The sequence below is a fragment of the Streptomyces sp. DT224 genome, from assembly GCF_049844595.1.
Classification (GTDB): Bacteria; Actinomycetota; Actinomycetes; order Streptomycetales; family Streptomycetaceae; genus Streptomyces.
In genome coordinates this window covers 228,326-245,938 of sequence record NZ_JBNCLI010000001.1, presented here as the reverse complement: position 1 = coordinate 245,938, position 17,613 = coordinate 228,326, and the positions used below count along the sequence as shown (strand labels likewise).

Annotated in this window: 15 protein-coding genes; 6 read left to right on the top strand and 9 right to left on the bottom strand. The window is 73.4% G+C overall.

From position 1 onward, the window contains the following. Nucleotides 1-150: 150 nt before the first annotated feature. The 4 genes from ACLQ2N_RS01150 to ACLQ2N_RS01135 all read right to left on the bottom strand — a co-directional run bounded on the left by ACLQ2N_RS01150 (nucleotide 151) and on the right by ACLQ2N_RS01135 (nucleotide 7,351). Nucleotides 151-3,570 (bottom strand): SAV_2336 N-terminal domain-related protein, encoded by a 3,420-nt coding sequence (locus ACLQ2N_RS01150; RefSeq protein WP_425808410.1) that lies wholly within the window; start codon nucleotides 3,568-3,570, stop codon nucleotides 151-153. 7 nt (nucleotides 3,571-3,577) lie between these two features. Continuing rightward, nucleotides 3,578-4,603, bottom strand: coding sequence for an AAA family ATPase (locus tag ACLQ2N_RS01145; protein ID WP_425808409.1), 1,026 nt, complete (start codon nucleotides 4,601-4,603; stop codon nucleotides 3,578-3,580). A 130-nt stretch (nucleotides 4,604-4,733) separates the two neighbouring features. Next, complete coding sequence (locus ACLQ2N_RS01140; protein ID WP_425808408.1) at nucleotides 4,734-6,740, bottom strand: trypsin-like peptidase domain-containing protein; 2,007 nt, start codon at nucleotides 6,738-6,740, stop codon at nucleotides 4,734-4,736. Between the two features lie 56 nt (nucleotides 6,741-6,796). Then, nucleotides 6,797-7,351, bottom strand: a complete 555-nt coding sequence (locus tag ACLQ2N_RS01135) for a CU044_2847 family protein (protein ID WP_425808407.1) — start codon at nucleotides 7,349-7,351, stop codon at nucleotides 6,797-6,799. Nucleotides 7,352-8,054: 703 nt separating this feature from the next. Here ACLQ2N_RS01135 and ACLQ2N_RS01130 point away from each other — a divergent pair. Beyond that, nucleotides 8,055-8,237: a DUF6104 family protein gene (locus tag ACLQ2N_RS01130; protein ID WP_003961784.1), complete on the top strand. Its 183-nt coding sequence runs from the start codon at nucleotides 8,055-8,057 to the stop codon at nucleotides 8,235-8,237. A 3-nt stretch (nucleotides 8,238-8,240) separates the two neighbouring features. Here ACLQ2N_RS01130 and ACLQ2N_RS01125 read toward each other — a convergent pair whose 3' ends face one another. Then, nucleotides 8,241-9,080 carry a hypothetical protein gene (locus tag ACLQ2N_RS01125; RefSeq protein ID WP_425808406.1) on the bottom strand — a complete coding sequence of 280 codons (840 nt, stop codon included), beginning with the start codon at nucleotides 9,078-9,080 and terminating at the stop codon, nucleotides 8,241-8,243. Nucleotides 9,081-9,240: 160 nt separating this feature from the next. Between ACLQ2N_RS01125 and ACLQ2N_RS01120 the strand changes: the two genes are divergently transcribed. Next, complete coding sequence (locus ACLQ2N_RS01120; RefSeq protein WP_425808405.1) at nucleotides 9,241-10,098, top strand: DUF4097 family beta strand repeat-containing protein; 858 nt, start codon at nucleotides 9,241-9,243, stop codon at nucleotides 10,096-10,098. A gap of 1 nt (nucleotide 10,099) precedes the next feature. Further along, nucleotides 10,100-11,068 (top strand): helix-turn-helix transcriptional regulator, encoded by a 969-nt coding sequence (locus tag ACLQ2N_RS01115; protein WP_425808404.1) that lies wholly within the window; start codon nucleotides 10,100-10,102, stop codon nucleotides 11,066-11,068. Between the two features lie 32 nt (nucleotides 11,069-11,100). Here ACLQ2N_RS01115 and ACLQ2N_RS01110 read toward each other — a convergent pair whose 3' ends face one another. The 4 genes from ACLQ2N_RS01110 to ACLQ2N_RS01095 all read right to left on the bottom strand — a co-directional run bounded on the left by ACLQ2N_RS01110 (nucleotide 11,101) and on the right by ACLQ2N_RS01095 (nucleotide 14,316). Continuing rightward, nucleotides 11,101-11,676: a Clp protease N-terminal domain-containing protein gene (locus tag ACLQ2N_RS01110; protein ID WP_425808403.1), complete on the bottom strand. Its 576-nt coding sequence runs from the start codon at nucleotides 11,674-11,676 to the stop codon at nucleotides 11,101-11,103. Beyond that, on the bottom strand, nucleotides 11,676-11,885 hold the full coding sequence (locus ACLQ2N_RS01105; protein WP_018102716.1) for a helix-turn-helix domain-containing protein: 210 nt from the start codon (nucleotides 11,883-11,885) through the stop codon (nucleotides 11,676-11,678). Before ACLQ2N_RS01105 ends, ACLQ2N_RS01110 begins: the two co-directional genes overlap by 1 nt. Nucleotides 11,886-11,916: 31 nt before the next feature. Next, a complete protein-coding gene (locus ACLQ2N_RS01100) occupies nucleotides 11,917-12,888 on the bottom strand; it encodes a zinc-binding dehydrogenase (protein WP_425808402.1) in 972 nt (323 codons plus the stop codon). Nucleotides 12,889-13,104: 216 nt separating this feature from the next. Further along, nucleotides 13,105-14,316: an NAD(P)-dependent malic enzyme gene (locus ACLQ2N_RS01095; protein WP_425808401.1), complete on the bottom strand. Its 1,212-nt coding sequence runs from the start codon at nucleotides 14,314-14,316 to the stop codon at nucleotides 13,105-13,107. A gap of 525 nt (nucleotides 14,317-14,841) precedes the next feature. Here ACLQ2N_RS01095 and ACLQ2N_RS01090 point away from each other — a divergent pair. Genes ACLQ2N_RS01090 through ACLQ2N_RS01080 form a run of 3 tightly spaced genes read left to right on the top strand, consistent with a single transcriptional unit; the run spans nucleotide 14,842 to nucleotide 17,553 of the window. Beyond that, nucleotides 14,842-15,810, top strand: a complete 969-nt coding sequence (locus ACLQ2N_RS01090) for an ABC transporter substrate-binding protein (RefSeq protein WP_425808400.1) — start codon at nucleotides 14,842-14,844, stop codon at nucleotides 15,808-15,810. Between the two features lie 28 nt (nucleotides 15,811-15,838). Then, a complete protein-coding gene (locus tag ACLQ2N_RS01085) occupies nucleotides 15,839-16,795 on the top strand; it encodes an amino acid ABC transporter permease (RefSeq protein ID WP_425808399.1) in 957 nt (318 codons plus the stop codon). Beyond that, on the top strand, nucleotides 16,792-17,553 hold the full coding sequence (locus ACLQ2N_RS01080) for an amino acid ABC transporter ATP-binding protein (protein WP_365680445.1): 762 nt from the start codon (nucleotides 16,792-16,794) through the stop codon (nucleotides 17,551-17,553). Before ACLQ2N_RS01085 ends, ACLQ2N_RS01080 begins: the two co-directional genes overlap by 4 nt. The last annotated feature ends 60 nt before the right edge of the window (nucleotides 17,554-17,613 follow it).

The window sequence follows — 17,613 nt, the reverse complement described above, 5'->3', positions numbered from 1 at the left end:
ACGCCTCCCCGTACCGCAGCACCGGGCCGGCCGGTGACCCGCTCGCCGTCGAGCGCGTCCCGCCGGTCCCGCATCCCTGATCCGACCTGTCGTCTTCCGTCTCACTCGGGCGCCGGGGCCCGGCCTCGCCCGCCGTCGGGCGCGCCGCTCTCACCGCTCCAGCTCCGCCAGCCGCGCGGCGGTCGCTTCACCCGCCGCGCCGCCGGTGTCCGGCAGTTTGCGCCACTCCTGGCGGGCCGCCCGGTACGCGTCGCGCGCGGCCCGGGGCCGGCCCGCCCTCTCGTACGTCATACCCCGCCAGTGGTTGGCTGTAGCGGCCAACTCCACGGCTTCCTGGAGATGTTGTGGACTCTCCAGCTCCGTTTGCGCCTCGCCGGCCGCGTCGGCGGCCGACCGGAACGCCTCCGCCGCCTCGTCGCGGCGGGCCGGGCGGTCGAGGACGCCGGCGGCCTGGAGGAGGGCTCGGCCCAGCTCCAGCCAGCAGCGGGCGGCGGTGAGCGGGGCGACGGCCTCCTCGGCCGCCAGCTTGAAGAGGTACTCGGCCTCCCGCAGGTCGACCCGGTCGGCCGTGGCCCGGTGGCGCAGCATCAGGGCGCGGCCCAGCATCAGCAGCCGCTCGGACTGCTGGGCCCCGCCGGCCGGCATCTCGGAGCGGCAGTCGCGCAGGACCCGGACCGCCGCGCCGATGTGCGCGCGGCCGTCCGGGAGTTCGGCGCGGCGCAGCAGCGTGGCGCCCCACTCGGCGAGCAGGTCGGTGTAGGCGCGGGAGTCGCGGGGGATGCCCCGGGCCGCGCGGGCGAACCACTCGGTGGCGGCGACGAGTTCGGCGGGGTCGCCGGTGTGTTCGTAGCGGGCGACCCGGACGCGGCCGGCCCGGGTCTGGAGCTGGGCGCGCTGCCGCTGGTCGCGTACGGTCTCCAGCGACTGGGCGGTGAGGGTCGCGGCCTCCTCCGGCTCGGCGCCCGAGGCGAGCAGCGCGTCCACCAGGTCCAGGACGATGCGGGTCTCGGTGCCCATGGTGTGTCCGGTGCCCTGGGCGAACGCGGTGCGCAGGGACCGGGCCGACTGCCGGGCGTACTCGCGGGACTGTTCGCCGTCCTGGGTGGCGCGGGCCAGCTTCAGGAGGGTGCGGCCGTGCTGGAGGGGCAGGACGGCCGGGCGGTTCTCCTGGTCGGGCCAGGCGTCGGCGAACGCCTCCAGCATCCCGCAGGCGCTCTGGAGCAGGGCGGTGTCGCCGTCGAGCCGCCATTGCGCCTCCAGGGCCCGCACCCGCTCCAGGGTGAGGCGGAGGGCTTCGGCGGGCTCCAGGCCGGGGCTGGCGCAGGCCGCGGTGTACTCGCGGTCGGCGCGCCGCAGCAGCTCCAGCGCGCCGCGCCGGTCGCCGCGCCGGCGCCGGTCGTCGGCGGCCGCGTGCAGCACCTTGGCGAGCACCGCGCGTTCGCGTACGGCGCCGGGGCGGGCGGCGGCCCGTTCGGCGGCGCGTTCGGCCTCGTCGAGCAGGTCGGCGCCGCCCTGGACCTCCCACAGGCGCAGCACGCAGCGCGCGTACTCCGCCCAGAGTTCGGTGTCGTCGGCGGGGGCCGGGCTGTGCTCGGCGGCGCCCCTGAGCAGCTGTACGGCGTCGATCAGGCGCTGCACCATCTTGTCGGCCTCGAAGTGGCGCACGAGTTCCCGTGCGCGGCGCACGGCGAGGCCGGCGGCCTGGGGGGTTCCGGAGGTCTTGGGTTCTCGGGTGACGAATCGTGGGGGTACGGGCATGAATCGCTCCAGTACGCGTGCTGCGACTTCGGCAAAGGCATGGGGGACGCGCGGACCCCCGGGTCTCTCGTTCCCCCCGTTCCCCTCGTTCTCCTCACTGTCGTCGGCGTCCTCCGCGTCCGGTGGCGTGCCCGCCGCGCCCGGGACGGGCCACGGGGTGCGGTGCGCGGCGTCGCGTGGGGTGCCGTCGCCGAGCTGGGCGTAGGCCAGGGCCGGGAAGTTGGGGCCGCCCTTGCCGAACCGCTGCTCTATGTACTGCGAACAGTGCTTGAGCACGAGGAGGGCCTCGTCGCGGCCGAGGGGGCCGAGCAGTGCTTCCTGGACGTCCGGCTCGAAGGCGTACCACTGTCCGCGTCCGGTGCCGCCCCCGGTGCGCCTGAGGAGTCCGCTGAGCAGGACCTCGGCGAGTTCGGAGGGGCCGGACTGGGGCAGCATCGTGCGCTGGACGAGTTGCATGACGGGCAGGTAGAGGGGGGCCGCCGCGAGGTACACGGCGAGCTGTCCGGCGGCCGGGGAGGCCGTCGAGCGGAACCGGCTGACCAGTTGGAGCGAGGACGGCCTGTCGCCCGGGCGGCGGGCGGGGGCCGCCGGCTGGTCGGCCCGGACCCAGCCGACGGCGCCCGGGACGGAGGCCGCCCCCGTGCCGGAGAGCAGCCGCGCCCAGGCGGCGAGCGCGTCCGCGAGCGGCGGCAGCACCGGCACGGCGAGAGCGCCGGGGTGGGCGGGGCCCGTTCCGGCGTCGCCGGTGACCTTGAGGAGGGTCGCCCCGGCGGGGCCCTCACCCCGGGTCAGCGAGCCGAAGGTGACCGGCAGCCTGGTCCGGTTCCACATGCGCTGCGGCAGCGGCTGGAGCACGGCGACCGGGGCGAGCCGGGCGAGCTGGTGCAACAGCCGGTGGGCGTGTCCGGTGCGCCAGAGCGGGCCCGCGCAGTCGCTGACCACGACGGTCACCCGGCGTCCGGTGGGGTCGCTGAGCCGGTCCGCCGAGTGCAGCGGGGCGGCGGCCGGGTCGGGGCTGCGGCTGACCGTGCAGCCGCCGTCCGGGCCGGGGTGCAGGTAGCGCATCTGCACGTCGCGGAACGCGCCGATCTGGGCGAAGATCTGCTGGAGCTCTTCGAACAGCCGGTCCCAGACCAGCATCGAGGAGGAGGCGTCCATCACGCACTGCACGACGGCGTCGCCGCGCCGGACCCCCCGGAAGACGGGCATGACCACGCCCCCGGCGCGGGCGCTGCGTTCGGCGGTCGCCGTCTCGTCCAGGACGCGGCGCAGCGGCGCGGAGGCCGGGCGGTAGCGCTGCAACGGGCGCAGTGCGCGGGTCAGTTCGAGGGATGAGGGCAGTACGGGCGCGGCCGGTACGCCGAGGGGCAGCACGGCGGCGCGGGCGTCCGTGCCGGGCCGGACGTCCTCCGGGTCCGGTGCCGCGTCCGGGTCGCCGGGCCGCGTGCGGCCGGGGACGGGGTACAGGGAGATGCGCTCGCCGCCCCCCGGCGCGGGCGTCTCCTCGCGCCGGCCGGCCCGGTCCGTGTCCGGGGTGCGGACGTCGGGGCCGGTGGCGCGGCGGGGGCCGGGGCAGTCGTCGGAGGGGTGGTGGCCGGGGCGGCGCGCGGCGTCCGCGGCGGCTTCCTCCTCGGACGCGGCCGCGCCGCGGGTCCACCGGGCCAGCCAGAGGGCGTCGCAGAGCTGCTCGACGTCCGGGTCGAGGCCCGCGCCGCGCAGCCGGGCGACCAGCTCGGGCAGTAACCCGCCGTCGTGGAGCTCCGGGGCGCCTGGGCCGCCGCCGCCACCGTTCTCGTCCGCCGCACCGGACATCAGATCCTCACCTCGGCCGGTCGAGTCGCTGGATGAGCAGGTCGGCGAGCCGGTCGCGGCCCGCCGGTGACGCGGCGTGCGTGAGGTATATCGCGTTCAGCAGCTGGTCGGTGGCGAGGAGTTCGGTGCGGGACCGCTCCAGGAAGTGGGCGATCAGGTCGTCGCTGGCGCGGGCGGCCTCCTCGCCCAGGTGGGCCTTGACGAAGGAGGCGAGGCGCTTGTGGTCGGGGCGGCCGAGCTCCAGGTGGATGCAGCGGCGCATCAGCGGGGCCGGGAAGTCCCGCTCGCCGTTGCTCGTGAGCACGACGAAGGGGAAGGCCCGGCACTGGACCCGGCCGCCCTTGATGCGGACCTTGTTGCCGTCGTGGTCCAGGACGTCCGCCTCGCCGTCGGGCAGCCGGTCGGCGATCCGCTCCAGCTCGGGGATGGCGAACTCGCCCTCCTCCAGGACGTTCAGCAGGTCGTTCGGCAGGTCGATGTCGCTCTTGTCCAGCTCGTCGATGAGCAGGACGCGCGGCCGGTCCGAGGGCAGCAGCGCGGTGCCGAGCGGGCCGAGCCGGATGTAACTGCCCACGCTCTGTGCCGCGTCGGTCCCGGCCGCGCCGCCGGCCGCCGCGTGCGAGGCGATCTGGACGTCCTGGAGCCTGGCGATGGCGTCGTAGTGGTAGAGGCCGTCCTGGAGCGTGGTGCGGCTGACCACGGGCCAGCGCAGCACCTTGCCGAGTTCGAGCTCCCGCGCCACGGAGTGGGCCAGGGTGCTCTTGCCCGCGCCCGGGTCCCCGGTGACGAGCAGGGGGCGCCGCAGGTACAGCGCGGCGTTGATCATCTCCAGTTCCTCGGCGCCGGGCCGGTGCTCCTCCGCGACGCGCCCGGGGATGCCGAGCCTGCGGTCGGCGGACTCGCCGCCGTCCGCCCCGCCGGGCCCGCGGCCTCCGGTGAAGTCGCGCCAGGGCGGCGGGGGCGGCAGCTGGGGCACCTCGTCGTGCGGTTCCCCGATGCCCCGGTAGATGAGCCACTCGCTCGGTTCACTCATAGCGTGCCCCTCGTTGTCACTCGTCCGCCAGGGGCGGCCTGCGTCGGACGTGCCCTACCGTATCGATACGGCCCAACACCCGTAAGGGGCAGACCAGTTCGCTTACACGGCTGATGCGTTGCGCGGTGGCTCACGGCGCCTCCAGGAAGTCGGAGCCCGGCAGCGGACGGTGCGGATCGTCGTAGTAGAGGGCGGCGCCGGCGGACCAGTACATCTCCGTCCGCCCCGCGCCCACCCCGCGTCTCAGTTCGTGGATCTTCCACGGCAGCCGGTCGTGGGTGCGGGTGTCCGACACCGCCTGGGCCACGCGCCGGTGGAACTCCTTGCAGACCGTGTCGCCCTCCGCCGTGCGCCGCTGGAGCAGCGCCACGCCGAAGCCGCTGTCGAGCAGCCGCACCAACCCGGCCGTGACGTCGGAGTCCGGCCTGCTTCCGTAGCGGCACAGGACGGGCACGGTCTCGTGGGCCAGGCCGCGCAGTCGCGCCGACTCCGGTACACGTACCCGCAATTCGTCCTCGCAGTCGACCACCTCGGCCCGGATGGCGGTCGCGAGGCCCGCGTCCCACCGGGCCGACCGCTCGCCGGCCGGGCCCTGGTACGGGCTGCGCAGCACCACCGGGCGTACGGCTCCGAGCCGCAGCCCGGACGGCGGCAGCACCCAGTCGTCCACCGGGAGTCCGAACAGCGCGGGCGCGACGACGACCTGGAGCATGGCGGGGTGGCCCGGTTCGTCGCACCGCCGGAACGCCTCGGTCAGCGCGGCGGCGAGCCGGTCCGGGACGGTGCCCAGCGCGGCGCCGCGGCTGTCCTCGTCCACCGGCTCCGCCTCGCCGGCCCGGCGGTCCACGGCGACCCGCCAGTCGTACTGGTCGCGGGCCCAGCCCTGGAGGTCCACGTGGAGCACGACGCAGTCGCGTTCGCCGTAGAGGACGGGTTCGCCCGCCGGGGCGAGGGCGGCCCGCTGGCGGTTCTGTTCCAGCCGGAGCCGGATCTCGGCCCACTCCACGTCGAGCCGGCGGCGCAGGTCGCGGGGCAGTTCGGTGTCGGCGATGCGCTTGACCCAGCCCCAGAGCGCCTTGGCGTTGCGCACGGAGAGCTGGCCGCAGGGGCGGTCGGCGGCGAGGACGCCCATGCAGTAGCGGACGATCAGTTCGAACCGGGCCTCACGGTCGCGGGCGCGGGCGTCGTACAGCGCGCCGAGTCCGTCGCGCCAGCCGCGCGGGGCCGGGCGGTGGTCGCGGGCGTACACCCCGGGCAGCCGGTCGAGCAGCGTCAGCAGCGACCGGGTGCTCGCCGGGGGCGGCAGCTCGGCGAGCCGGCCGAGGAGTTCGGCGCGCAGCTTGGGGCCGAGGATGCCGCCGGGCGGGTCGGGCAGATCGCTCTGCGCGTCGGTCCAGGTCCGCTCCGTCCCGGCGGAGCTGGTGTGCCGGTCGGCGTGGTAGCGGTCGTGGGCGTGGAAGACGGACTGGTATATGTCGTCGGTCTCGGTCTCGACGGGCCCGGCCGGCACCTCCAGGGTGCGCAGCCGTTCGACGCCGACGGCGGTGCCGCCCTGGTGGCCGTTGATCTGCGACTTGATCACGCCGACGACCTCGCCCCGGGCCAGGTCGACCAGCGGGCCGCCGGACATGCCGAGCTCCACCCAGTCGCCGTCGATCCTGACGACCTGCTCGGCATCGCCCGATCCCCCGTACGAGCCCTTGACGACGCAGACGCCGCTGCGGTTCCGGAGGCCGCCGCCCTGGACGGGCGCCCAGCCCACGCAGCGGACCTCGCGGCTGCGGAGCATCGCCTCGGACCGCTCGGTGACGTACACGCAGGGGTGTTCGACGGGGCGCTGGAGCTGGATGAGCGCGAGGTCGGGGGCCGGCCAGCCGCCAGGGCCCGGGGGCCGGGTGCCGGGCAGGGCGGCGACGACCCGGCCCGGCACCTCGGTCAGGTCCGTGCTGTAGCGGTCCTCCTTGAACCACACGCCCACCATGCCCCCCTCCCCCCGCATCGCCACGTGCGCACAGGTGAGGACCCAGCTGGGTGCGACGAAGAATCCGCTGCCCAGGAAGTCCCCTTCCGGCCCGTCCTGGGCATACCCGGACGGCGGGCGATGGATGCGTACGGTGGCGTCCTGGACGAGGTCCATGAGGGCAGCCTGGGCGGGGCCGAGGGCCCCCTCTGCGCCCCCCTGTTCCCCGAAGGTCATGCGCCGCCGCCGTCGGTGTCGTCCGCACCGCCGGGGTGTGCCGGTGCGCCGGGGGGTGCCCCGGCGGGCGGGAAGCCGGGAGGTGCGCCGGCGCCCGGCGGGGCGGCGGGCGGTGGCGCGGGGGGCGCGAAGGGGACGGGTGGCGCCGTCTGCGCGGGTACGGGGGCGGGCGGGGGCGCGTCGACGGGCGGCCCGCCGCCGTTCCAGGTGAGGGTGACCGTGATGGCGCCCTTGGCCTCGCCGTCCGCCAGCAGCCCGACGATCTTGCCGGCCTTGGCGGTCAGTTCGATGCCGAACTCGACGCTCACCTCGTCCGGCCGCACCGCGCGCAGCGGCACGGCGAGCGAGCGCGCGACCCCGGTCACCACGGAGTGCAAGCTCTCGACCCGGGCCTGCACCTGGTCCGCGAGGTCCCCGAACCCGGTGTCCGTGTAGGTCGGACCGCCGCCGGGTGCCGGCCCGGTCAGCTCCTCGGCCCCGGAGATCCTGGCCCAGACCGGCGTGCCGTCCGGCAGCTCAATGCGCGTAATACGGGACCCACTGTCACCCATGACACTCCCCGCTCGCCAACTACCCGCAGATTAACGGCCGTAACGGCCCGGGGCGAGGCACTTCGACCGGGACGCGAGCGGCGCCGCGGGAAGGGCCCGCCGCCCGGAAGCGGCGGGCCCCGCGGATCAGCCCTGTTGCCACCACCGGATGAGACCGGCGACGAGGGCCCCGCCGAGCGCGGACGCCAGACCCCGCGCCAGTCCATGTCCGGCGGTACGAGCGAGGGCACGCGGCTCTCGGCGCCGACGCACCGGGATCGACGCGCCTTCCGGATCGCCCGTAGGCTCGCAGGTGCAACCCATGGTTCTCTCCTTTGATCGGGTGGAGCTACTGGGCAAGGCACGCGGCCTCCTGTTCGCAGCAGGGGGCCGCAGCCGTTCTCGTATGCCTCCTCCTCGCGCACCGGTGACACTCGTCACCCACGTGCGAATCCAGCCGGGGGCCAGGAAGAAGCCGCTCCCGGGGAGCGCCCGGTTGACCACGGTCATACCCACATCGCTCTCCGGTGGATGCGTACGGTGGCGTCCTGGACAAGGTCGGAGAGAGCGCTGCCCGCCCCCTCTGCTCGCAGGGCCCTTGAGGTGAGGTGTCGGCCGGGCAGGAAGCGGCGGACGCCGGTTCACCCCACCGCAGGCCACGGGCGGGGCCGCAACCGCCCGGAGCTCGCGCGAAGCCGGCCCGACGCGCCTCTAGACTTGCGCCATGTACTTCACCGACCGCGGGATCGAGGAGCTGGAGAAGCGGCGAGGCGAGGAAGAGGTCACCTTCGAGTGGCTCGCCGAGCAGCTTCGTACGTTCGTCGATCTGAATCCCGACTTCGAGGTGCCGGTCGAGCGCCTCGCGACCTGGCTGGCCCGTCTGGACGACGAGGACGAGGACGAGTAGGGGTCACTCCCCGCCGGGGCGGCCTCGGCGTACGCGGTCGTACGCGAGTCCCAGCGCTCCGTGCGCCATCAGGAGCGCCCCGGCGAAGGCCCAGCCGCCGCTGCGCCGGGCCGCTCCCCACAGGGCGAGCGGCAGTCCGGCCGCGAGCTGGGCGCCCGCCAGCGCCCGCGCCCGCGGGCCCCGCACCCACGGGCCGAGCCGGCTGCTCTCCACCGCGTCCAGGTCGACCCTGACGGCGTCGCGCCACCCGGTCCACTCGATGCGCTCGGCGCCCTCCCACGCCTCGGCACCCGGCTCGTCCGGGCCGGCGCCGAGCCCGGCCGGGAGCGCGAGGCCGGTGCGGGTGAGCACGGCGAGCAGCCCGCGCAGCCGGGCCTCGGCGTCGGCGTCCGGGTCGGGGCGGGTGAGCGCTTCGAGCGACTGCACGTCCAGGACGGGATCGAGCCCCAGCCGCTCGGCGAACGTACGCATCGCCTCGTCCTCACCGGCCGGGGTGCCGTCCGCGAGCCAGACGTAGCCCACCGGGCGGCGGAATCCCGAGGCGAGCGTGTATCCGGCCCGGTCGCCGTCCCACCACAGCGCGAGCACCGGCCAGGTGGAGCCGACGGCGAGCGCGGTGGCCCAGCCGCCCAGCACCCGGTCGACGGGTTCGGCCCGCTCGTCCTCCCCCGCCCCGGCCCGGCGGCCGCCCTGCCAGGGGTCCCCCTCCGGTACGAGAACGCTCCAGCCCGGTCCGGCCGGCGCCAGCAGCAGCGGTTCGCGCAGCAGCTGCGCGACCGGACGCACGGCATCGGGCACGGTCCGGCACAGCAGCAGGGCCCCTACGGGTGAGGTCGCGTCCATGCCTCACACCGTAGGACACCTTGCCCCTGCTTGTGGGGTTTTGCGCACCCCGCCCATCCATGCTCCGGCTCCCCTTCTTGACTTCCCGAATCCGCGATATATCGTGTTCCTCAAGAGACGCGATATGTTGCGTAGTCAGTGCTATCGGGAGGTCAGATCCATGCCTGTCTCGACGTGGGCCGTCGCCGAGCCTCGGAAACTGGCCTTCGAGGAACCCGTGACCGCGCTGAAGGTGCGTGTCGTCAACGGCACGGTCAACGTGGTCGGCACCGACGAGCCGACCGCACGCCTGGAGGTCTCCGCCATCGAGGGCCCGCCGCTGGTCGTGACGCAGGAGGACGGCGTCCTGACCGTGGCGTACGAGGACCTGGCCTGGCAGAACCTGCTGAAGTGGTTCGACCGCAAGGAGTGGCGCCGCACCGCCGTCCTCTCGCTCGCGGTCCCGGCCGGCTCCTCGGTGGAGGTCGGCGTGGTCGGCGCCGGGGCCTTCGTCTCCGGCATCCGGGGCCGTACGGAGGTGCGCGGCGTCACCGGTGACACCACGCTCGTCAAGCTCTCCGGGCCGGTCGGCGCGGAGACGGTGTCGGGCAGCATCGAGGCCCAGTCCGTCACCGGCGACCTGCGCTTCAAGTCGGTCTCCGGCGAGCTGACCGTGGTCGAGGGGGCGGGCGCGTCCGTGAAGGCGGAGTCCGTCAGCGGCGGCATGGTGCTCGACCTGGAGCCGGCCGGGAAGCCCACGGACATCCGGCTCACCACGGTCTCCGGCGAGATCGCCATCCGGCTGCCGCACCCGGCCGACGCCCGGGTGGAGGCGAACACCGCGAGCGGTTCGGTCTCCAACGGCTTCGAGGACCTGCGGGTCAGCGGCCAGTGGGGCGCGAAGAAGATCACCGGCACGCTGGGCTCCGGCACCGGCACCCTGAAGGCGACGACCGTGTCGGGGTCGATCGCGCTCCTGCGCCGCCCGCCGGCCGAGGAGGAACCGTACGACGTCGAGCCGACCGGAAAGGTGCTCTGACATGCCCCCCGTATTCGCCCACGGCCGCCTGCGGCTGTACCTCCTCAAGCTGCTGGACGAGGCCCCCCGGCACGGCTACGAGGTGATCCGCCTGCTGGAGGAGCGCTTCCAGGGCCTGTACGCCCCCTCGGCCGGCACGGTCTACCCCCGGCTGGCCAAGCTGGAGGCCGAAGGTCTGGTCACGCACGCCACCGAGGGCGGCCGCAAGGTCTACTCGATCACCGACGCCGGCCGCGCCGAACTGGCCGACCGTACCGGGGAGCTCGCCGATCTCGAACTGGAGATCCGCGAGTCCGTCGCCGAGCTGGCCGCCGAGATGCGCGACGACGTGCGCGGAGCGGCGGGCAAGCTGCGCAGCGAGATGCGGGCGGCGGCCGAGGAGTCGCGCCACACGCCGGGCGCCGCTCCGGGCGGCAAGGAGCCCTTCGGCGGGTTCGGCGACTTCGGCGACCCCGACACCTGGCGTACCGCCAAGGACGAGCTGCGCAAGGCCGGGCAGGAGTGGAAGGAGCAGGCCCGCCGCGCGAAGGACGAGTCCCGGCGGGCCCGCCAGGACGCCCAGCGGGCCCGCCGCCAGGCGAAGGAGGCCCAGGACCGGGCGCGCGAGCAGATGCAGAACGCCGCCCGCCAGGTCCAGGAGCACTTCGCCCGGGGCGACTGGCCGGCCGGAGTCCGTGAGGGCCTGGCCGAGATCACCGGCCAGCTCGGCGGCTTCGCCCGAACGGGAGGCTGGGGGCCCGCCGGCAAGCCGGACGCCGCCGGCACCGACCCCGAGTGGGGCCGGGACACGGGCGGCACGGGGGACCCGGCCCGCGATCTGGACCGGCTGCTCGACCGCTTCCGCGACGAGATCCGTGACGCGGCGCGGGACCACGGGGTGACGGAGGCCCAGCTCGCCGAAGTCCGCGGCCACCTGGCTACGGCGGCGGCGCACGTCGGTGCGGTGCTGCGGGGGGGCGGGGCGAAGTAGCCGCGGGGGCCGGTCGCCCGGCCCCAATTACGTCAGCCCGCCCTGCGGTCCTGGCCCGCGCCGCCTTCCCCGTACAGCGCGCGCTCCACAGCGCTGTACGTCGCCCCGTGGTCGGCGAGCACGTCGGCGACCGGGCCGGGCATGGCGGTCAGGGCCAGCAGGAGGTGTTCCCCGCCGATGAACCGGTCGCCGCGCCCGAGCGCGACGCGCAGCGACTTCTCCAGGACTTTCTTCGCCTCCCGCGAGAAGGAGGGGCCGCTCGTCCACCGCCGCCGGCCTCCCCGGTCGCCCCGCAGGGCCCCCTCGCCGTGCGCCTCCTCGACGCGTGAGACGACGGCGGTGAGGTCGATGCCGATGCCCGCGAGGGCGTCCGCGTCGGCCCTGCTCATGCCGCCGCGCCTGCCGGCCTCCGCGAGCGCGGCGGCCACGGCCTCCCTGCGGTCCGTGAGGCCCAGCGCGGTGATCGCGAAGGAGGCCCGGCCGCCTTCCTGGTCGAGGAGGGCGAGCAGCAGATGTTCCCCGGTGACCCGGCCGGCCCCGGCGCGCCCGGCGTGTTCCGCGGCGCCGGTCACCGTGGCGCGGGCGTCCTTGGTGAATCGCTCGAACATCAATGCCTCCCGTACTTCTTGTGCACGGCCTGCCTGCTGACGCCGAGTTCGGCCGCGATCTCCTGCCACGACCAGCCCTTGGCCCGGGCGCTTCTCACTTGTACGGCTTCCAGCTGCTCCAGCAGCCGCCGCAGCGCGGCGACCGACCGCAGCCCCACCCGGGGGTCGCGGTCGCCCGCCCGCTCGGCGAGATCCGTCGCTTCGGTCATGATGTCAACGTACGTTGACACCCCGTCCTTGTCAACCGTTGTTGACAGTGAGCACGATCTTCCCGAACTGGTCGCCGGCCGCGAGACGTTCGAAGCCCTGGCGGGCACGGTCCAGGGGCAGCACCTCGTCGATCACGGGGCGCACCCCGGTGGTGGCGCAGAAGGCGAGCAGGTCCTCCAGCTCCTCCTTGGAGCCCATGGTGGAGCCGACGACCTTCAGCTCCAGGAAGAAGATCCGGGTCAGCTCGGCGTGCGAGGGGCGGTCTCCGCTGGTGGCGCCGGAGATGACCAGGGTGCCGCCGGGGCGCAGCGACTTGACGGAGTGGGACCAGGTGGCGGCGCCGACCGTCTCGATGACGGCGTCCACCCGGTGCGGCAGCCGCGCGCCCGCCTCGAACGCCTCGACGGCGCCCAGCTCCACGGCCCTCCTGCGCCTGGCCTCGTCGCGGCTGGTGGCGTAGACCCGCAGCCCGGCGGCCCGGCCGAGCACGATGGCGGCAGTCGCGACCCCGCCGCCGGCACCCTGCACGAGCACGGAGTCCCCGGGCCGCACCCCGGCGTTGGTGAACAGCATCCGGTACGCGGTCAGCCAGGCGGTCGGCAGGCAGGCCGCCTGCTCGAAGCTCAGCTCCCTGGGCTTCGGCAGCACGTTGTACGTGGGCACGGTGACCCGCTCCGCGAAGGTGCCCTGGTAGCGCTCGGTGAGGATGGACCGGGGCTCGTCGGGCCCGACCCCGTGCCCGGTCTGGCCGATGACGGAGTGCAGGACGACCTCGTTGCCGTCCTGGTCGACCCCGGCGGCGTCGCACCCGAGGATCATCGGCAGCTTGTCCTCCGCGAGGCCGACGCCGCGCAGGGACCAGAGGTCGTGGTGGTTGAGGGAAGCGGCCCGGACGTCGACGGTGGTCCACCCGGGCCGGTCCCGCGGAGCCGGGCGGTCGCCCAGCTCCAGACCGTTGAGGGGGTGGGCGGGGTCCAGGCTGGCTGCGTAGGCGGCGAACATGCCGCCGACGATAGGGGGCGGCGTACTGCCGCGTAACCGGCTGCGAGTGTGACGCGCCGCGCACCGGGGGCGCCTGCGGCCGACGGGACCGCATGGCGCTCCTGTCGCCGCAGTTGTGCGGCGACAGGAGCGAAAATCAAGCCCCTCCGGCGATTGAGGAGCGGGGCGCGGGGGCAGCGCCCCCGCAAGGGGTACGGGGTGCCGCCCCGCACCGCCTCAGCGCCGGGCCACGCCCTCCGCCCGCGCCGCCGCCGCCACCGCGGCCGTGACCGCCGGGGCGACCCGCTCGTCGAACGGCGACGGAATCACGTAATCCGCGGCCAGCTCCTCGCCGACGACGTCGGCCAGCGCGTTGGCCGCCGCGATCTTCATGCCCTCCGTGATCCGGGACGCCCGCACCTGGAGCGCCCCGGCGAAGATCCCCGGGAACGCCAGCACGTTGTTGATCTGGTTCGGGTAGTCGGACCGGCCCGTCGCCACGACGGACGCGTACTTGTGGGCGATGTCCGGGTGGACCTCGGGGTCCGGGTTGGCCATCGCGAAGACGAAGGCCCCCGGTGCCATCGAGGCGACCGCCGCCTCCGGCACCGTACCGCCGGAGACGCCGATGAAGACGTCCGCGCCGGCGAGCGCCACCTCCAGGGGGCCCGAGATGCCCGCCCGGTTGGTGAGCTCCGCCAGCTCCCGCTTGACGTCGGTCAGGTCCTCGCGGTCCCGGCTGACGATGCCCTTGCGGTCCGCGACGGCCACGTCGCCGAGGCCCGCCTCCAGCAGGAACTTGGCGATGGCCACGCCCGCCGCGCCCGCGCCCGAGATGACGGCGCGCAGATCGCCCAGGCCGCGCCCGGACAGCTTCGCGGCGTTGCGCAGGGCGGCCAGCGTGACGACGGCCGTGCCGTGCTGGTCGTCGTGGAAGACCGGAATGTCGAGCCGCTCCTGGAGCTTGCGCTCGATCTCGAAGCAGCGCGGCGCCGAGATGTCCTCCAGGTTCACCCCGCCGAAGGAGGGGGCGAGCCGGACGACGGTCTCCACGATCTCGTCCGCGTCGGTGGTCGCGAGCGCGATCGGCACCGCGTCCACACCACCGAACTGCTTGAAGAGGATGGCCTTGCCCTCCATCACGGGGAGGGACGCCTCGGGACCGATGTCGCCGAGGCCGAGCACCGCCGTGCCGTCCGTGACGACGGCGACGACCTGCGACTTCCAGGTGTAGTCGTGGACGAGCTCCGGCTGCTCCGCGATCGCGCTGCACACCTTCGCCACGCCCGGCGTGTACGCGAGGGACAGGTCGTCCCGGTCCCGGATCGGGACGGTGGCCCGCACGGCCATCTTCCCGCCCCGGTGGAGAGCGAAGGCCGGATCGAACGGCTCGTCGGTGGTGCTGTCGGTACTGCTGTCGCTGCGAGGATTGACGATCTCCGCTGCCATGGTGTTGACCCCTTAAGTGTTCATCGTTTGAGGGTGGCCACTCCTGGTTGAGGAGGGGTGGGCGGACCCGCGTACGTGCCCTGCGCCTGGCGGTTGGCCCGCCCCGGCAGGGGGTGTTACGTACGCGCGGGCGCGCCGCACACGCGCCCTGAGCCCCGGATGAGGGGTGTAAAGGTCTTTCTTACCGGACGGACCTGGTCACGGACGAGTCCATATGCGCTCCGTGACATGACTCATAGTGGGCTGCCATTTCAACAGGTCAGCCTCGTGCCGGACCTGAGTCCGGCACGCGAGACGCGCCGCAGATCCTCCGGCCGTGAGAGGGAAACCCCATAAAAGGTCCGGCCTTGGTGTACCGGCCTCAAGAGGTTCGGGGATCGCCCGTTACCCGATTTTGACATGCCGGGCCCCCTGTTCGGGCTAATCCGCATGGCAACATGCCGTAATCACACAAGGCGGCGACACCCGACGCCGTGTGCCATTACCGCCTGGCGACCCGTCCCCACCTGCCGGAGGAACCCGAACATGACCGCACGCTCCATCCGTCGTACGACCGCGACCACCCGCATCGCCGCGGTCGGCGCCCTCGCGGTCGCGGGCACCATGCTGCTGACCGCCTGTGGCGACCAGACGAAGAACAACGACTCCGGATCGACCAAGGCGAGCACCGGCGCCTCCGCCGGCACCGCCTCCCCCGCCGACCTGCTGCCCGCGGACATCAAGTCCAAGGGCGTCATCCGGGTCGGCTCCGACATCGCCTACCCGCCGGTCGAGTTCAAGGACAAGTCCGGCAAGACCGCGGGTATCGACCCCGACCTCGGCGCCGCGCTCGGCAAGGTGCTGGGCGTCGAGTTCAAGTTCGAGAACGGCACGTTCGACACCCTGGTCACCGGCCTGCGCGCCAAGCGCTACGACATCGCGATGTCGGCGATGACGGACAGCAAGGAGCGCCAGGAGGGCATCGACCCGGAGACGAAGAAGAAGGTCGGCGAGGGCGTCGACTTCGTCGACTACTTCACCGCCGGTGTCTCGATCTACACCAAGAAGGGCGACGACCAGGGGATCAAGACCTGGGCCGACCTCTGCGGCAAGAAGATCGCGGTCCAGCGCAACACCGTCTCGCACGACCTGGCCAAGGACGAGTCCAAGAAGTGCGCCGGCGGCAAGAAGATCGCCATCGAGGCGTACGACACCGACCTGGAGGCCCAGACCCGCATCCGTTCGGGCGGCGCCGACGCCGGCTCGTCCGACTTCCCGGTCGCCGCGTACGCGGTGAAGACCTCGGGCGGCGGCAAGGACTTCCAGATCGTCGGCGACCAGGTCGAGGCGGCCCCCTACGGCATCGCGATCGCCAAGGGCAACGACAAGCTCACCCAGGCCATCAAGGCGGCCATGGACGAGATCATCAAGAGCGGCGAGTACGACAAGATCATCGCCAAGTGGGGCGTCGAGGCCGGTGCGGTCACCGAGGCCAAGGTGAACGGCGGGTCCTGACCGGATCCCGCGCTGAAAGGCATCAGCCGTGACTGACATCAAGAAGACGGGACCGGCCGGCGAGCCGCCCGCATCCTCCGCCACGGCGGCGGCGCCCGTACCGGAGGCCATCCGGGCCATCCCGGTCCGGCACTACGGCCGGTACGTATCGGCGCTGGTCGCCATCGCCGCCCTTGTCGCGATCGTCTACGCCTTCAGCCAGGGCAGGATCAACTGGGGCGCGATCCCGGACTACTTCTTCGACGACCGCATCATCGACGGTGTGGGCCAGACCATGCTGCTCACCGTCCTGTCGATGCTGATCGGCGTGGTCGGCGGCATCCTGCTCGCCGTCATGCGGCTGTCGAAGAACCCGGTGACCTCGTCCATCGCGTGGTTCTACATCTGGTTCTTCCGGGGCACACCCGTCCTGGTGCAGCTGTTCGTGTGGTTCAACCTGGGTCTGGTCTTCGAGTACATCAACCTCGGGCCGATCTACAAGGACTACTGGTCCAGCTTCATGACGCCGCTGCTGACGGCGCTGCTCGGGCTAGGCCTCAACGAGGCCGCGTACATGGCGGAGATCTGCCGGGCCGGTCTGCTCTCGGTGGACGAGGGCCAGACCGAGGCGTCGCACGCGCTGGGCATGAGCCACGCCAAGACCCTGAGGCGCGTCGTGATCCCGCAGGCCATGCGGGTGATCGTGCCGCCCACGGGCAACGAGGTCATCAACATGCTGAAGACGACCTCGCTGGTTGCGCAGGTGCAGTTCTACGAGCTCTTCAAGAACGCCCAGGACATCGGGCAGGCGTCCGGGGCGCCGGTGGAGATGTACTTCCTCGCCGCCGCCTGGTACCTGATCATGACCTCGGTGCTGAGCGTCGGGCAGTACTACCTGGAGCGGTACTACGCGCGTGGATCGAGCCGCAGCCTGCCGCCGACCCCGTTCCAGAAGGTGAGGGCCACCGTGCTCTCGGTGGGCCGCCCGAAGGGAGGCATCGCATGACCGCGATGGTGAAGGCCGAGGGTGTCCACAAGTCCTTCGGCGCCGCGCACATCCTCAAGGGCATCGACCTGGAGGTCGCCCCGCGGGAGGTCTTCTGCCTGATCGGCCCGTCCGGTTCCGGCAAGTCGACGTTCCTGCGGTGCATCAACCACCTGGAGCAGATCAGCGCCGGGCGGCTGTACGTCGACGGCGAGCTGGTGGGCTACCGCCAGAAGGGCGACAAGCTCTACGAGCTCAAGGACAGCGAAGTCGCCCTGAAGCGCCGGGACATCGGCATGGTCTTCCAGCGCTTCAACCTGTTCCCGCACATGACGGCGCTGGAGAACGTCATGGAGGCGCCCGTCCAGGTGCGCCGCGAGGCCAAGGCGGTCGCCCGGGCCCGCGCCGAGCGGCTGCTCGACCGGGTCGGCCTCCGCGACAAGGCCGGGAACTACCCCTCGCAGCTCTCCGGCGGGCAGCAGCAGCGGGTGGCCATCGCCCGGGCGCTGGCCATGGAGCCGAAGCTGATGCTCTTCGACGAGCCCACCTCGGCGCTCGACCCGGAACTGGTCGGCGACGTGCTCGACGTGATGCGGGGCCTCGCCGAGGACGGCATGACGATGATCGTCGTCACGCACGAGATGGGCTTCGCCCGCGAGGTCGGCGACGCGCTGGTCTTCATGGACGACGGCGTGGTGGTCGAGTCGGGCCACCCGCGCGACGTCCTGACCAACCCGCACCACGACCGGACGAAGTCGTTCCTGTCGAAGGTGCTCTAGGCGGTACGGCGAAGGGCGGTACGGACCACGCTGGTCCGTACCGCCCTTCCGCCTTCCCGG

What these genes read in the sequence shown, in the direction of transcription:
- ACLQ2N_RS01130 (WP_003961784.1), top strand. Translation starts at nt 8,055, where the DNA reads ATGTACTTCACCGACCGCGGGATCGAGGAGCTGGAGAAGCGGCGAGGC.
- ACLQ2N_RS01095 (WP_425808401.1), bottom strand. Translation starts at nt 14,316, where the DNA reads ATGGCAGCGGAGATCGTCAATCCTCGCAGCGACAGCAGTACCGACAGC.
- ACLQ2N_RS01150 (WP_425808410.1), bottom strand. Translation starts at nt 3,570, where the DNA reads ATGTCCGGTGCGGCGGACGAGAACGGTGGCGGCGGCGGCCCAGGCGCC.
- ACLQ2N_RS01105 (WP_018102716.1), bottom strand. Translation starts at nt 11,885, where the DNA reads ATGACCGAAGCGACGGATCTCGCCGAGCGGGCGGGCGACCGCGACCCC.
- ACLQ2N_RS01115 (WP_425808404.1), top strand. Translation starts at nt 10,100, where the DNA reads ATGCCCCCCGTATTCGCCCACGGCCGCCTGCGGCTGTACCTCCTCAAG.
- ACLQ2N_RS01120 (WP_425808405.1), top strand. Translation starts at nt 9,241, where the DNA reads ATGCCTGTCTCGACGTGGGCCGTCGCCGAGCCTCGGAAACTGGCCTTC.
- ACLQ2N_RS01140 (WP_425808408.1), bottom strand. Translation starts at nt 6,740, where the DNA reads ATGGACCTCGTCCAGGACGCCACCGTACGCATCCATCGCCCGCCGTCC.
- ACLQ2N_RS01090 (WP_425808400.1), top strand. Translation starts at nt 14,842, where the DNA reads ATGACCGCACGCTCCATCCGTCGTACGACCGCGACCACCCGCATCGCC.
- ACLQ2N_RS01145 (WP_425808409.1), bottom strand. Translation starts at nt 4,603, where the DNA reads ATGAGTGAACCGAGCGAGTGGCTCATCTACCGGGGCATCGGGGAACCG.
- ACLQ2N_RS01135 (WP_425808407.1), bottom strand. Translation starts at nt 7,351, where the DNA reads ATGGGTGACAGTGGGTCCCGTATTACGCGCATTGAGCTGCCGGACGGC.
- ACLQ2N_RS01100 (WP_425808402.1), bottom strand. Translation starts at nt 12,888, where the DNA reads ATGTTCGCCGCCTACGCAGCCAGCCTGGACCCCGCCCACCCCCTCAAC.
- ACLQ2N_RS01110 (WP_425808403.1), bottom strand. Translation starts at nt 11,676, where the DNA reads ATGTTCGAGCGATTCACCAAGGACGCCCGCGCCACGGTGACCGGCGCC.
- ACLQ2N_RS01080 (WP_365680445.1), top strand. Translation starts at nt 16,792, where the DNA reads ATGACCGCGATGGTGAAGGCCGAGGGTGTCCACAAGTCCTTCGGCGCC.
- ACLQ2N_RS01125 (WP_425808406.1), bottom strand. Translation starts at nt 9,080, where the DNA reads ATGGACGCGACCTCACCCGTAGGGGCCCTGCTGCTGTGCCGGACCGTG.